Here is a 14,534-nt window from a genome sequence, read left to right as displayed (position 1 = left end):
GATTGTGACACCGCGATGTTGTAAGTTAAAGCAAAAAGGATGCCCGCTACGCCTCGTGGCTGCGGACATCCCTTTTGTGTAGAGTTTATTTGTTGCTGGTCAGCCAATCGGCCAATTCCTCGGTTTGAGAGAGCACGGCAATGGGATCGTAATACCAGGAACGCTCTTCCTTCCATACATAGACTTGGTTATTCTTAACCGCTGGAAGGCTGCTCCAGATAGGATCGGCCTTGAGATCTTCCAGTGTCTTCTGGTTAGAGGTCAGAATGATATAATCCCCGGCGTATTTGCTCAACACTTCAGTTGACAACTCCGCCCATTGTTTCTCCATGATCTCACTGGCTACCTCGGTTGGCGGCTTGCGACCCAGCGACTGGTAGACGGGTTGTCCTCCGCGGCCAAAGTTGTCTCCGTAGGCATAGATGGCTTTATCCGTGAGTTCGAGGATGCTGAAGCTGGCATCCGCCGGAATTGCGGCATCCACCTTGGCCTTGGCTGCAGCAATACGTGTGTCGTATTCAGCCAGCCAATCGGCCGCTTCCTTCTCCTTGCCAAACAGCTTGCCAAAGTACGTAAGCTCCTCATGGGCATTCTTCAGATCACCATAAGGGACAATGACTGTCGGGGCAATTTTGCTCAAAGTTTCGTAATTGTCCACGCTGCTGGAGATAATCAGGTCCGGGTTCAGCGCGATAATCTTCTCCGCGTTCATCTTGCCATAGTCGCCGGTGTCTTCAACACCTGTGAGGGCTTCTTTGAAATACACGTTCTGCAAAGTCAGACCGGGTGCGCCCACCGGGATCATGTTCAGTGGAATCAGACTGCCGAGATATTCTTCAGCGACAATCCGCTTCGGTTCGGCAGGAATCTCAATATCACCGTTCACTGTGATAACTGTCTTGACAGTGGCTGTCTCCGCGGAGGCTGTCGGCTGAGTGGTCTCTGCCGGAGCGGGAGTTTGGGTTGCCGCAGCTGACTCAGCGGTAGTCTTCTCATTCCCCGTGGAGTTGGCGCTGCAAGCTGCAGTGATCAGCATCAGGGTCAGCAGCAGCGGGATCACGAACCAGCGTGTCCGCCGCGTGCGAGGTTTGTTCAGGTCATGCAAGGGTAGTTCCTCCTTATGTATAACGATTATCATTCTCAATAACAACTGTACAGACTTCTTTGCTGAAAGGCCATGGCTGAAAATGATCTTCCGGCATGGAGATTTATGATGTTAAAGCCCGAATCAGCACTTGCAGCTGGGCCATTGTAGAGAGTGGATCGAACCCGTAGAATAAATTCGACTGATTCAGCAGATAGACCCGATTGCGGCGTACGGCTTCCAGTGACAGCCAGCGCTCGGATTGGAACAACCGGCTAAGGCGAAGACGTCCTTCCGGAGAAGATGGAATTCCCGTAATGAGAATATGGTCTGCCGGATACTCGGCGACAGCTTCTATAGAAGCTTCAATATAACCGGTATCTGCAATGCCCCTGTCTACAATTTTGGCAGGGGGGCTAAATCCCAAGTCACCGTAGAGAACCTGGCATCCCCGGCCGAAGCTGCTGCTGAAGCAGTAAGCTGTCCGCTCGTCGATCTCCCAGACAATGGCGGTTCCCCGCAGGCCTATAGCCTGATCCAGCCGCTGCCCAGCCTTGGAACAGAGCTCGTCATAATGTTCCAGCCAGGCTTCGGCCTGCGGTTGCCGGTCAGCGATCGTGGCAATCCTTGAGAACTGCTCACGCCAGCTCATCTGCTTGAAGGGCAGCTCAATGACCGGGGCCAGCGGCAGCAGGATTTTATTCTCGGTGACTTGGCTATAGTTAATAATGACATCCGGCTGGACAGAGGCAACGGATGCATAGATGTCAGAGGAGCTCATATTCTCCACGAACAATCTTCGGTTTGCTGGCACGTAATCCACACTCTCCAGCCAGGCAGAGTAGGCCCCCAGCTGCGGAGTGATCTCCAAAGCCCGTAGACTGGCAGTATGATTGTAATTCAGGGCAACAATTCGTTTAGGCTTACTTAAGTAGGCTGTAGGGGATAGTCCCACGACCTGTTTGAACTTCCGGCTCAGATAGGTTCCTTCGTTGTAACCGATCTCAAGGGCCAGTTCCGTTAGATTCGGCACGCCGGTCAAAATACGCTGCTGAGCTTTGCGGATGCGCAGCAGCAGGATGTAGGCATTGAAGGTCTGACCTGTGGCCTTGCGGAATGTGCGTGAGAAATGCTCAGGGGTGACATTCGCAAGTGCTGCCATCTGGCTCCGTGTCAAATCTTCATTATAATGGGTATCAATATACTGAAGGACAACGTCCAGCCAAGTGCCGGAAGACTGCAGGAGAGAGCGGTTATACGATTCGTTATAGAGTTCTGACAACATTCCGCTGAACAGCTGTTGCACGGCAAAAGGCTGACTCTGGTCAGGTTTGCTCCAAGCTTCGTACAGATCTTCGGCGAGGCTCAGGATCTGCTTAGAGGCTTGCAGCTGCGGAGACAGCTTGCTGTTAAGCGGACTGAACTCCGGCTGGCCCTGCTTCAGTGCGGAATATTCAATCCATATCCCGTGCAGACCCAGCTGAGGGCGCAGCTCAAGGGCGGAGGTCCCGGGGAATGCCAATATGCTTCCGCATTCCAGAGAATAGCTCACTTTGTTTACATCGATAAATCCGCTGCCACCCCATACAATCAACAGGATGGAGGAGAAGCAGCGTTCATGCTGATTTTCATTGATGACGAGTTGGTTCAGGCGTTCGATCCGTTTGGGAATATAAAATATTGGATTGTTCATGTCTAATCTCGTGCTCCTAAGTTGATAATCATTCTCATTATTATTATAGCGAAATGAACGGGAGAATGACAGTCTTCTATTGACGGAAAGCGCTCCTATAAGTAGAGTTTAGAATAATCCCCGTATGGGGAGGACTGTGTATGAAGGGGGACGAAGCGTTCCATGACAACCTGGAATCTGCAAGGAACGGTAAGCCACTTGCTGATCTGCAATGGAAGCAGCTGCCGGAAACATAAGGGCGAAGAGGTCGCAGCTGCGATTGAACAGGAAATTGGCAAGCAGGGTGCAGAGGCACGAATCCATACAACGGTTACCCGCTGTAATGGGAGATGTTCGGACGCCTGCGTAGTTATCGCCTACCCTGAGGGGGTGTGGTATCAAGGGATCACGCCCAAGCTGGCCAAGAAGCTGGTACGGAAGCATTTGAAAGGGAAACAATTGAAAGAAAATGTAGTATATACTTTTAATAAGAAGCTGAAAGCCGTGGATCAAAGAGGCGGCAAAGGAAAGAAAAAAACGTAGCTGCTCCTGACCAGAAAAGAAGCAGCAAGTCTCCCGGGAGGGAAAGGCCTGCTGCTCCACTTGTTCATTGCCGGAGTAGATTGAAACATTGTGCTATAAATGCTCCCCGTTAGTGCGGATTACTTCACGATACCACTCAAAGCTTTTCTTTTTATACCGCCTCAGGTCCCGCAGATTCGTCTCATCACGGTCTACATAAATGAAACCGTAACGTTTGGACATTTGACCTTGGGAGCTCAGCATATCGAGGGGTCCCCAGCTCAGGAAACCCATGCAGTCGACACCATCCTCTTGAACGGCCAGTCTGGCTTGTTCAATATGGCTGGCGAGATAGCCGATTCTGTAATCGTCCTCCACCGTTTGTCCGACATTTAATTTCTCCTTTACTCCAATTCCGCATTCGGCAAGGAAGAGCGGGAGGCGGTATCTGCTGTACATGCTCAGCATGGCGTTACGGAGCCCGGTCGGGTCAATAGTCCAACCCCATTCGGTAGTCTCAAGGTACGGATTCTGCTCCATGCCCTTAAGAATGCTGGAGAACCGCTGTAACAGGCAACTCGGCGATGACTTTACCCCTTCGTCTCCGGTAACGAGCATGGTGTAGTAATAGCTGAAAGCCAGGAAATCAACGGTATGCGCCGCCAGGAGCTCCATATCGCCTTCTTCCATGACCGGATGGGTCTTCGCCTTCTCCCAGGCAGCGGTAAGGCCAGCCGGGTAATGTCCATGGACCATAACATCAGAGGTATGGAAATGCAGAGCTTCCGTCAACTTCTGCGCCGCCAGTACATCCTCCGGTTTGCAGGTTGCCGGGTAAAAGGGAATATAATGAATCATGCCGCCCACCTTGGCCCCGGGATATTTCGCTTTTACTGCTTTTACCAGAATGGAAGAAGCGATATGGATATGGTGCTGCATCTGCGGAATCTGCTTATTTATCGCAGCTTCATCAAGGTGAGCCGTGCCGGCAAGGAATCCCGCAAAAGCGCTGGCGTTCTGCTGGCTGAACGGCAACCAGTATTTGACCTTATGCCCCAGGCGCTCGACCACGGCCTGAACATAGGTCTCAAAGGCATCCACTGTTTTTCTGGAGATCCAACCCTTATATTTGTCCTGCAAATCGAGCGGCATGTCGTAATGATACATACAGATCATAGGCTCGATCCCGTGGCTCAAGAGCTCGTCTATTACATTCTCGTAGAAGTCCAGCCCTTGCTCGTTCACGTCCCCTTCCCCGTCAGGGATGACTCTGGACCAGGAGATAGAGAAGCGGAAGCATTTCATCCCCATTTCGGCAAAAAGCGCGATATCTTCTTTGTATCTATGATAAAAATCAATGGCAGTGCTAAAATCGGACCTGCCTTCCTGGACAGGCATGATGTCATAGACAGAAGGCCCTTTGCCTCCGGCACTCCATGCGCCTTCCATCTGATGGGCAGATGCGGAGCTCCCCCATAGAAATCCTTCCTGGAATGCCGTCTTGGCCATGTCAATCGTTCCTTTCGGTTATGTATGAATTCCTTGATCTTGGCTGCTACCGATAAATACGATAGAACTCAATGAATGGAGAAGATTCTTCAGGGATTGACACCCTGTAAACTATAGTTAGTGTAACTTGGGGGTTTACGTGGTGTCAATCAAGATTACAAGGGTTTTATGTTATTATGAATTATCCAAGTTTAAATGCGCTCTGGGCAATTATAATGGCTCAAGTGAATGATATGAAAGGTTGGGTTAGCTATGGAGACAGCTGCGCTGTCGAGTCATCCTCATCGCAATGACAGCCGAAGAACCGACTTGCTGGAATCCGCATTTCAGCTGGTCCTTGAAAAGGGAATTGAGAGCACCACAATTGTAGATATTGTCAGACGCGCGGCAACCAGCCGGGTCACTTTTTATAAACATTTCAAATCCCTGGCCGACATCCTGAGCAAAGTGCAGGAATCCATTCTTCACAAATTCAGAGCCTATTTAGATGAGCAGGTGAAGGGCAGCACAGGGCTTGAGAAATGCCGCTTCATCTTTCGTTCGAGTCTGAAGTTCTATGAGCAATTTAAGGACGAGCTCCGGTTTACGATGATGTTCGACCAATATGAGAGCTTTATTCGCCCCAGCCATTCAGAGGGGCTGAGCATCTACAGCAAGGGGTGGTACAGCAGATATTTAGAGGAAGGCATCCGGGATGGCACCCTTCCCGATACGGCCCAGTTCCGGCTGCTGTTCATCTCGATGGTCAATGCTACAATCGCGCTGGTGCAGCGAATGGCGATGCATGGTGAAAGAATCGAGGATGAGAGCGGGCACTCTGCCGCGGAAATCCTTGAAACGATCGCGGGCACACTGGAAACGGCTTTGACCTGGCAGCACTCAGTGTAGAGCGTAAGGCAAGAAGTAAAAATTAGCGTGAATATGATCAAAATACCGTCAAAGTGCTGACGGTATTTTTTTTATAATCAATACATAGATAAGCGTGACCATAACGAAACAATTGAGGTGCAGACAATGGGGCAAAATATTGAGACTTTAACGAAAAAGCCGCCGGCTGCGGGGGGACGCAAAGCCTGGTCGCTTCAAAAGGGCGAGACACTCGCCGGCTTTCTGTTCGTAAGCCCGATGCTGATCGGCGTATCCATTCTGGTGCTGATTCCAATCATCGCTACCCTGGTGCTCGGCTTTGCCGACTGGAACTTTGTACAAGGCTGGGAAGGCATCCGCTGGGTAGGCTTCCAGAACTTTATCAACCTGCTGGAAGATGAGATGTTTATCCGTTCGGTGCGCAACAATATTATTTTTCTGCTGACGGTACCGATCTACATGCTGGTCTCCATGGTATTGGCTATTTTGATTGACCGGTATGTATATTTCAAAAGCTACTTCAAGATCGCCTACTTCGTTCCTTACGTGTCCATGACGGTGGCTGTTGCGGTGGTATGGCAGGTGCTCTTCCAGCCTTCCTACGGTCCGATTAACGAAATGTTAAAAGCAATCGGTATCTCGGACCCGCCGAAATGGATTGCCGACCCGAATTTCGCCTTGATCTCGATCATGATGATTTCCATCTGGATATCCATCGGCTTCAACCTGATTATCTATATTGCCGGTCTTCAGTCCATCCCCAAGGATCTGTACGAAGCCGCCGATATCGACGGAGCGAATGGCTGGACCAAGTTCAGACGGATTACTTTCCCGCTGCTGTCGCCGACTTCGTTTTTCCTGCTTGTAACCGGTATCATTTCAACCTTCAAAGTGTTTGATATCATTGCAGTGATGACACAAGGCGGTCCGATCGGCTCCACGACCATGATGGTCTGGTATTTGTATGACACGGCTTTTGTTAATCTTAAGGTCGGATATGCTTCATCCATTGCGGTAGTGCTGTTCCTGTTCGTGCTGCTGATTACGCTCGGCCAATGGTTCGCACAGAAGAAATGGGTCAATTATTAAGAGAGAACATAAAGGAGTGGGCGAGTATGGAAATGCGCGAAGGCCTGGACTTCCGCAAGGTTATTGTAACAATCGTGATGTTTGCGGGAAGTATTTTGTTCCTGCTGCCTTTTATATGGATGCTGGTTACCTCATTTAAAGTAGAGTCGGAGGTGTTTACTTATCCCATCCAGTGGATTCCGAAGCAGTGGAATGTGATTGAAAATTACAAGGAGGTGTGGTTCGGGCAATATCCTTTTACCACATATTACTGGAACTCGATTAAGGTTGGGGTGACCACGACGTTGTTGTCATGCCTGGTTTCGGCAATGGCAGCCTACGGCTTCTCCAAGATCAAATTCAAAGCCAGCAACTTCCTGTTCCTGATTGTCCTGATTACCTATATGATACCGGGACAGGCCATTCTGATTCCGCAATTTATTCTGTACCGCAATATCGGGCTGTTTGACAGCCATCTGGGCCTGATTTTGCTCGGCAGCTTCAGCGTACTCGGGACCTTTATGCTCAGGCAGTTTTTTATGGGGTTGCATCAGGAATTCATAGAATCTGCCAAAATCGACGGCGCGGGCCACCCCCGGATCTTCTGGTCGATAGCCCTTCCCCTGGTCAAACCTGCAGTGGCTACATATGCGATTCTGCGGTTTATCTGGACCTGGAATGATTACACGAATCCGCTGATTTTTATCCGCAGCGACCAGCTGCTGACCTTGCCGATTGCCGTACAGAAATTTACGTCGATGAGCGGCGAGTTCTATTCCCTGATAATGGCGGCGGCGGTGTCTGCGATTCTTCCACTCATTATCGTCTTCATTATTGGCCAAAAGAGTGTAATTGAAGGAATTGCTCTTGGCGGGGTAAAAGGCTAAGATCACAAAATGAAGTCAAAATAATTCAAAAGAAGTAAATATTGTTTCATGTCGCTTATGAAAGCGTATTCTATAATTTGCTTGTGAGACAGTGATTCATCACCTAGGAGGGGTATCATGGTAAAAAGAAAAGTATGGGCTGGCGCAATGACGGGGGCTCTGATGTTAAGTTTGTTGTCCGGCTGCGGGGGTGCAGGCAATACTAATCAGGCTGCAGAAGGGAACGGGGCAGCTGCGCCGGAAGCCGGCGGTCCGAATACGGGCAGTGGAGAAAACTTGAATCTGCGCTTGTACACCTACGGAACAGAAGAAGCCTACAACTGGAAACACACGCTGGAAGCTTATAAAAAGGTAGAACCCAATGTCACAGTAGAGCTAGTGCAGCTCAGTGAGAAAGGTGATACCCAGGAAGCCTTCAAGAAACTTGATCTTGAGGCCGCATCCTCCGCACAGATGGATATTCTGATGTTCAGTGATGCCGCAGGATATGCCCAGCGTGTCGCACTCGGCATGGCCGAGCCGCTTGATGAATTCATTGCCAAAGACGGCTATAAAGTGGAAGAAGACTACAAGGTGGACACACATCTGGACGGCAAAGTCTATGCGCTACCGGGCAAGTTCAATCCATGGTATGTGCTGCTAAACAAAAACCATCTGGACGAGGCCGGTCTTGAAGTTCCGAAGGACTGGACTTGGGATGATTTTGCCGACTATGCCCAAAAGCTGACCAAAGGCGAAGGTGCCCAAAAACGTTACGGAACGTACTTCCATGGCCCGCAGGCAGGGGGATGGATGGAATTTCTGAAGCTCAAGCTGGAGAATCAGCCGCAAAATGCAGAATTTCTGAAAGCGGATGGCACCTCCAACCTGGACGACCCCAACTTCAAGGAAACCCTTGAGCTGAGACTCCGTATGGAAAAAGAAGATCAGTCCTCTGTTCCCTATACCGACATGATCTCGCAAAAGCTGGCTTACCGGACACAGTTCTTCAACGAATCCGCGAGCATGCTGCTGATCGGCAGCTGGATGAATACGGAAATCGGCGGAACGGACAAGGTACCACTTAACTTTAATGTGGCCGTTGCTCCATTCCCCAAAAATAAGCCTGGCGACGAAAATGGATTGACGCCGGTAACAACAGACTATGTGGCTGTAGCCGCCAAATCAGAGCACAAAGAAGCTGCCTATAAATTTGTCCGCTGGTACACGACCGAAGGGCAGCTGGTGCAAGGCAAAAACATTCCGGCCTGGAGCAAGGTGACCTCTGACCAGGTGACTGGCATTATCGACACGATTCTTTCGGGCACCAAAAACCCCGAGAAGGTTGACAAGGAATCTCTGGTAGCTACCCTGGTGGCGTCCAAAGCATCGGCAATTATTCCTCCGGCTACCTATCAATCCGAGGTCTATAAAGCGATTAATGAAGAATATGAGAAAATGATTCTCGGCAACCAGGATGTTGACACTACGGTTAAAAACTCCCAGGAGCGTGTGAACAAAATTATAGACGCCAACAAAAAATAGTTTGTTATAATGCTTGTAAACGGATACAGGATTGTATCCGGGATTGGGGGCGGACTCGCGTCCCCCTCTTTTTTTATTGTTAAGGGGGACATTACGTTGAATAAACTGAGAGAGCTGGCCCCTAAATCCATCCGCCATAAGCTGATGCTGGCTGCAATTACCTGTATTCTTGTGCCAACGGCCTTCACTTTGATTATCTATAATTCCCTTACCCAGGAGGCGGTGAAGCACCAGGCTATCACAAATGCCGATGATTCGCTGCAGCTGGTTAACGGTGCCGTGACCAACCGGCTGAAGGGCATGCTTATGATCGCTAACTATGTCCAGGTCAATCCCGGCTTAAAGGCCTACTTCAAGCTGGTTGCCTCCGGCAATGAGGACAAGGACCCGTACCAGAGGTTTATGAACGCCAACCGGGTGCTGGAGCAGCTTGACAGCCTGACGGTCGCCGGCGAACAAAGCTATGTCACCGTCCTGCTTAATAACGGCTCCTATTTCATGAATTATTCAGTCAGTGACTTTAATCCGGGGGATCTGGAGCGAAAACCCTGGTTCGAGGAGCTGACGGGACTCCGCGGACTGGATTCTTACTGGATCGGGGCGGAAGAGACGGATTTCTCCTACGACAAGTTTGATCATCCGTATCAGGTTACGGTTGCCCGGACGCTGCGGCTGGACAGTACCGAGATTTATGGCTATGTAGCTGTCACCATTATGGAGGACCAGCTTCACGGCATCTTCGACAATCTGTCAGGCGGACAAAAGGTCGTGCTGCTGGATGAATCAGGGATGATTGTATCGAGTGCAGATCCGAACAGCCTTGGCAGGCCATTCCCGCACTCCGAAGCGATTGCCGGCATGAAGGGGACTTCGGTGCTGTCCATTAAGGGGGAGAAGTTCCTGGTCGCGCAGCAGCCGGTATCCTCCGTCGGCTGGAAGCTGGTGTTGATGCAGCCCTATAAAGACAGCATTGTGAATATCAGCTCGATATTTAACCGGGTCTTTGTTATTCAGCTCCTTTCTTTTGTTGTGTTTCTGCTGCTGCTCATCACGCTGGTGAGAGCGTTTACCCAGCCGCTGATGCGGCTGGGCAAGGCCACAACGGCGGTGCAGCGGGGCAACCTGCTGGTGCGCTCCGGGGTCAGGGGCAATGATGAGATTGGCCGGCTGGGCTTCCTGTTCGACCAGATGCTGGACCGGGTACAGGAAATGATATCCGAAGTGTCGGACACCCAGGCGCGCAAGCGCAAAGCAGAGCTGAAAATGCTCCAGGCCCAGATCAACCCGCATTTCCTCTTTAATGTGCTGAATTCCATCCGCATGAAGGTCATGAAGCGGGGAGATCCGGAAAGCGCCAAAATGATCGGTTCCCTCTCCATGCTGCTGCGCATGACGATTAGCCGGGAGGAGGATGAAATCTTCCTGCATGAGGAAATCGATCTGGTGTCGCATTACGTCGGTCTGATGAATTTGCGGCAAAAGGAAGAGGCCCGGCTGCAGCTGGAAATCGCTCCGGAAGCATTTCTGATCAAAGTGCCGCGCTTTTTCCTGCAGCCGCTGGTCGAGAACGCCCTGATTCATGGACTCAGCCAGCAGCCGGGGCTGATCTGTATAACAGCGGCCATGAAGGAACAGGTCCTTGTCCTGACTGTTCAGGATAATGGACGGGGGATGAATGAAGACGAGCTGGCTGGCATCAGCCGCAAAATCGCAGCGGGTGAAGATACGGCTTCGGGCAAGGAAGAAGCGAAGGGATCTTTTTCCGGGATGGGGCTGCATAATGTTGTTGAACGGATGAGGATGCTGTTTGGGGACGGGTTCGCCATCGCGGTGCGCAGCAAGCCGGGAACCGGCACGGTCATCGAGATGCACATACCATACAGGGAGGAGCAACACGATGTATAGTGTCATGCTGGTGGACGATGATTATCCGGTTCTTGAGCTGTTGTCTGGCGCCATTCAGTGGGAGACGCTGGGCTTCCGCTTGATGGGGACCCATGAGAACGGGCACAGCGCCTGGGAGCATGCACAGCAGGAAATGCCGGATATTCTGATTACGGATATCGGGATGCCGCGTATGAACGGGCTTGAGCTATCTGCAAGAATCAAGGAGCAGAAACCTTGTGTACGAATTGCGATTTTATCCTGCCACAATGAATTTCAATATGCCCAGGCCGCCATGCGGCTGAATGTCCAGGACTATCTCCTGAAGGATGCGCTGGACCCGGAAGACCTGGTGCAGCTGCTGTGCCGGTTCAAGGAGACGCTGGATGAGGAAACACGGGCCGGCTGGGAGAACACGCGGATGAAACACCTGGTGGTCGAGTCGCGGGAGCTGCGCAAGGAACAGAACATCAAGAACTTTATCCACCAGCCGCTGCTCTCTCCCGAGAAATGGCGCAGCGAGGCGGCGGAATACGGGCTGTTTGCCGGAGGGGAGGCCTGCCTGCCCGTGATGGTCTATCTGGAGGATTACCATCAAGTGAAATACCGCTTCTCTTCCGATCAGACCTTGCATTTTGCCATCAGCAATGTAATGAATGAGGTCCTGGACGGTCTGAAACCACGGGCCCTGCATGTGGGGTACACCGCCCAGGACTCCTTTCTGCTGTTCTCTTATAAGCCTGGCCTCAAATATAATATTTATGCCGAAGCGGCAGACAGCCTGAAGCTTATCCAGTCTACGCTGTTCAAGGTGCTCAAGCTTCACATGTCGTTCATCATCGGTGAAGGCTGCGATTCGCCGGAGCGCCTGAAGCAGCAGCTGAACCATTTGCTGGGCGGCGGGGAACAACGTTTTTATCTCCAGCAGGGAGAAATTGTGAGGAGCAAACCGGTGGTGAGCGAGGCCGGAAGCCCCAGTCTGTTCGCTTATTATGACCAGGCCAGCAGCGAGCTTAGGGAGGTCCTGCTCGGCCGCCATCCCGCCCTGGCGCGCGAAGTCTCGGAGAAATGGGTTGCACTGATCCGGCGGGACAAATATCCGCCCGAAATGGTCAAGGACTGGACGCTCAAGCTGCTGCTTGACCTGAAGCTGAAGCTGCATTCGCTGCAGTCGGTAAGACCCGCTTATTCGGCTGATACGCTGCATAAGGAGATCGTTGAGCTGGATTCGCTGCCGGCATTGCAGGAATGGCTGAACAAACATCTGGAGTCGGCAGCGGCGGCCAAAGGCGCGGGTGCCGGGGCCAGCAAACGGGCGGAGGTGACGGAAGCCTGCCAGTATGTCTCGTTGCGGCTGGGATCACGGATCAGTCTGGACGAAGTGGCAGATCACCTGCATTTGAATGCAAGCTATTTCAGCAGACTGTTCAAGAAGGAAACCGGGAGCACCTTTATTGAATACGTAACGAGACTCAAAATGGAACGGGCCAAGGAATTGCTGGATGGAACACCTTGTACGGTTGGGGAAATCTGTGAGCAGCTGGGGTATGACAATCAAAGCTATTTCATTAAGACATTCAAGACGCATGCAGGTGTGACTCCGGCAGAGTACCGGGGATAGGCTCTGCTTGCCTGGAAGGAAGGCTTATCATGGACAAGACAACGTTGCTGGCCATCATCTCCGGAATGGAACCGGCGGATCTGCGGCTGTATTATCCGGATGGGGATCAGGAGGGCTTCTGGCGCAAGGTGCGGGAATCTCCGCTCTACGCGGAAGAGGTGGCGGAGATACGGGCAGAAGGGGAAAGGCTGCGGACCCAGCCAGTTCCTGAGCTTACCTATGCGCTGTTCTCCATCTTCGGCCGCACCGGATCAAGGCTGGAATATGAGCGTGTTTATTTTGAACGCAGAAGAATGCTGAATACCTATGTCTTTCTCGCTTTGCTGGAGCCAGCGGAAGCAGAACCTGTTGAACGGCTTCAAGAAATCCTGTGGGCTATATGCAACGAGTACACCTGGTGTCTTCCGGCACATTTGGGGGAATCGGGAATTGCCGGGACCATTGATTTGTTCTCGGCGGAGACCGGGTTTGCACTTAGTGAAATTCATTGTCTCCTGGGAGAACGTCTGCCGCCTTTGCTGCGGCTTCGGATCAGGCAGGAAGTCGGCAAGCGGCTGTTCGAGCCTTATCTGACCGGAGGTCCCTACTTCTGGGAGACGGCCGAGCATAACTGGTCGGCCGTGTGTGCAGGCTCGATCGGCTGTGCAGCACTGCTTCTGGCCAGCGAACCCTCGCAGCTTGCCGATATTCTGCTGAAGGTGGAGCGCAGTCTGGGTTATTATCTTAAAGGCTTCGGCGAAGACGGGGCTTGCCTGGAGGGGCTCGGATACTGGAATTACGGCTTCGGTTACTTTGTCTATTATGCGGATCTGGCGGATAAGCGCAGCCGGGGCCGGATCAGCTGGTTTCGGGAGGAGAAGGTCAGGAACATTGCCAAGTTTCAACAGACCTGTTTTCTGGGCGGCGAACTGGTGGCCAACTTCTCCGATTCCCAGCCGGTTGGGCAGGTGTATCTGGGACTGAGTCATTATGTTGCTGCCAGATTTCCGGAAGTGGAAGCCCCTCCGGTATCGCTGCGCGCAGCCTATACGGAGGATCATTGCAGCCGGTGGGCTCCGGCCCTGCGCAATTTGCTCTGGAAGGATACGAAGCAAGCACACACAGAATGGGCAATGGACAGCTATTATCTGCCTGATGCACAGTGGCTTTTGTCCCGCTGCCGTCAAGGGAACAGCACGTTCGGGTTCGCGGCCAAGGGCGGCCATAACGATGAGCCGCACAATCATAATGATCTGGGACAGTTCATTATTGCCGCTGACGGAAACGCCTATGTCTCCGATCTGGGAAGCGGAGAGTATACAGCGGGATACTTTGGGGCGATGAGGTACTCTTACGATTGCAATGGCTCCCAAGGTCATTCCGTCCCCATCATAGACGGCCAATTCCAGACAGCGGGGCCAGAGGCTTATGCCGTAGTTCTGGAAGCTTCCGCGGGCAAGGAGAAGGATGTACTGCAGCTGGATCTCACGCAGGCTTATAGGTACAGCGGACTGGAGCGGTTCACCCGTTCCTTCGAGTGGCATAAGGAGGGTCCGGTATCCCTGACGCTGAGCGATGAGTTCTCCTTTAAGGAGGCTCCGGGCAAGCTGGTTGAGCGTATAGTCACGTTGTGTCCTGCTGTTCCGGGGGAGGGAATGGTTGTACTGAAAGGCCCGGATGGGCGGGATCTGCAGATTATATATGATGAAGGCCTGCTCCAGCCGGAAATCTCCGAGCATACCTTCAGTGATCACTACGGGGCCAAGAAGACCTGGTATGGCGTGGATTTTCAGGCTAGAGCCTGTGCTGAATCCGTGCGGTATACTTTTGAATTTCAATTCTCGTTATCCTAGAAGTCCAAACATTCACCATAGTTCTCTTATGCGGATGGGGCATTTCTTTTGCTCAACCTATATG

At 51.8% G+C, this 14,534-nt stretch carries 11 protein-coding genes; 8 read left to right on the top strand and 3 right to left on the bottom strand.

Features of this window, described 5'->3' with window-relative positions; all coding sequences use genetic code 11:
* Positions 1 to 85: 85 nt before the first annotated feature.
* Positions 86 to 1,105: an ABC transporter substrate-binding protein gene (locus IEY53_RS10470; RefSeq protein ID WP_229696078.1), complete on the bottom strand. Its 1,020-nt coding sequence runs from the start codon at positions 1,103 to 1,105 to the stop codon at positions 86 to 88.
* Between the two features lie 103 nt (positions 1,106 to 1,208).
* Entirely contained in the window at positions 1,209 to 2,777 is a 1,569-nt protein-coding gene (locus IEY53_RS10465) for a helix-turn-helix domain-containing protein (protein ID WP_189024626.1), read from the bottom strand.
* Between the two features lie 162 nt (positions 2,778 to 2,939).
* Here IEY53_RS10465 and IEY53_RS10460 point away from each other — a divergent pair, with 162 nt between their 5' ends.
* A complete protein-coding gene (locus tag IEY53_RS10460) occupies positions 2,940 to 3,299 on the top strand; it encodes a (2Fe-2S) ferredoxin domain-containing protein (protein WP_189024625.1) in 360 nt (119 codons plus the stop codon).
* A gap of 93 nt (positions 3,300 to 3,392) precedes the next feature.
* Here the strand turns inward: IEY53_RS10460 and IEY53_RS10455 are convergent, their stop codons facing one another.
* Entirely contained in the window at positions 3,393 to 4,787 is a 1,395-nt protein-coding gene (locus IEY53_RS10455) for a glycoside hydrolase family 1 protein (protein ID WP_189024624.1), read from the bottom strand.
* Positions 4,788 to 5,039: 252 nt separating this feature from the next.
* Between IEY53_RS10455 and IEY53_RS10450 the strand changes: the two genes are divergently transcribed.
* From IEY53_RS10450 to IEY53_RS10420, 7 genes are all read left to right on the top strand, one after another.
* A complete protein-coding gene (locus IEY53_RS10450) occupies positions 5,040 to 5,675 on the top strand; it encodes a TetR/AcrR family transcriptional regulator (protein ID WP_189024623.1) in 636 nt (211 codons plus the stop codon).
* 126 nt (positions 5,676 to 5,801) lie between these two features.
* On the top strand, positions 5,802 to 6,743 hold the full coding sequence (locus IEY53_RS10445) for a carbohydrate ABC transporter permease (protein WP_189024622.1): 942 nt from the start codon (positions 5,802 to 5,804) through the stop codon (positions 6,741 to 6,743).
* A gap of 26 nt (positions 6,744 to 6,769) precedes the next feature.
* Positions 6,770 to 7,609 carry a carbohydrate ABC transporter permease gene (locus tag IEY53_RS10440; RefSeq protein ID WP_189024621.1) on the top strand — a complete coding sequence of 280 codons (840 nt, stop codon included), beginning with the start codon at positions 6,770 to 6,772 and terminating at the stop codon, positions 7,607 to 7,609.
* 117 nt (positions 7,610 to 7,726) lie between these two features.
* The gene (locus IEY53_RS10435) at positions 7,727 to 9,133 is read left to right on the top strand and encodes an ABC transporter substrate-binding protein (protein ID WP_189024619.1); all 1,407 of its coding nucleotides are present in this window, start codon (positions 7,727 to 7,729) and stop codon (positions 9,131 to 9,133) included.
* Positions 9,134 to 9,229: 96 nt separating this feature from the next.
* Positions 9,230 to 11,038, top strand: coding sequence for a cache domain-containing sensor histidine kinase (locus IEY53_RS10430; protein WP_308424217.1), 1,809 nt, complete (start codon positions 9,230 to 9,232; stop codon positions 11,036 to 11,038).
* Positions 11,031 to 12,638, top strand: a complete 1,608-nt coding sequence (locus tag IEY53_RS10425; RefSeq protein WP_189024615.1) for a response regulator transcription factor — start codon at positions 11,031 to 11,033, stop codon at positions 12,636 to 12,638. The genes IEY53_RS10430 and IEY53_RS10425 overlap by 8 nt, the downstream gene beginning before the upstream one ends.
* 29 nt (positions 12,639 to 12,667) lie before the next feature.
* On the top strand, positions 12,668 to 14,470 hold the full coding sequence (locus IEY53_RS10420) for a heparinase II/III family protein (protein ID WP_189024613.1): 1,803 nt from the start codon (positions 12,668 to 12,670) through the stop codon (positions 14,468 to 14,470).
* The last annotated feature ends 64 nt before the right edge of the window (positions 14,471 to 14,534 follow it).

The organism is Paenibacillus albidus, assembly GCF_014644435.1.
GTDB classification, from domain to species: Bacteria; Bacillota; Bacilli; order Paenibacillales; family Paenibacillaceae; genus Paenibacillus_AQ; species Paenibacillus_AQ albidus.
The sequence above is the reverse complement of the archived record's forward strand: the minus strand, read 5'-3'. Positions and strand labels throughout refer to the sequence as shown.

Coding starts and splice junctions, on each gene's coding strand:
- IEY53_RS10460 (WP_189024625.1), top strand. CDS start 2,940: ATGACAACCTGGAATCTGCAAGGAACGGTAAGCCACTTGCTGATCTGC.
- IEY53_RS10435 (WP_189024619.1), top strand. CDS start 7,727: ATGGTAAAAAGAAAAGTATGGGCTGGCGCAATGACGGGGGCTCTGATG.
- IEY53_RS10465 (WP_189024626.1), bottom strand. CDS start 2,777: ATGAACAATCCAATATTTTATATTCCCAAACGGATCGAACGCCTGAAC.
- IEY53_RS10455 (WP_189024624.1), bottom strand. CDS start 4,787: ATGGCCAAGACGGCATTCCAGGAAGGATTTCTATGGGGGAGCTCCGCA.
- IEY53_RS10445 (WP_189024622.1), top strand. CDS start 5,802: ATGGGGCAAAATATTGAGACTTTAACGAAAAAGCCGCCGGCTGCGGGG.
- IEY53_RS10450 (WP_189024623.1), top strand. CDS start 5,040: ATGGAGACAGCTGCGCTGTCGAGTCATCCTCATCGCAATGACAGCCGA.
- IEY53_RS10420 (WP_189024613.1), top strand. CDS start 12,668: ATGGACAAGACAACGTTGCTGGCCATCATCTCCGGAATGGAACCGGCG.
- IEY53_RS10425 (WP_189024615.1), top strand. CDS start 11,031: ATGTATAGTGTCATGCTGGTGGACGATGATTATCCGGTTCTTGAGCTG.
- IEY53_RS10440 (WP_189024621.1), top strand. CDS start 6,770: ATGGAAATGCGCGAAGGCCTGGACTTCCGCAAGGTTATTGTAACAATC.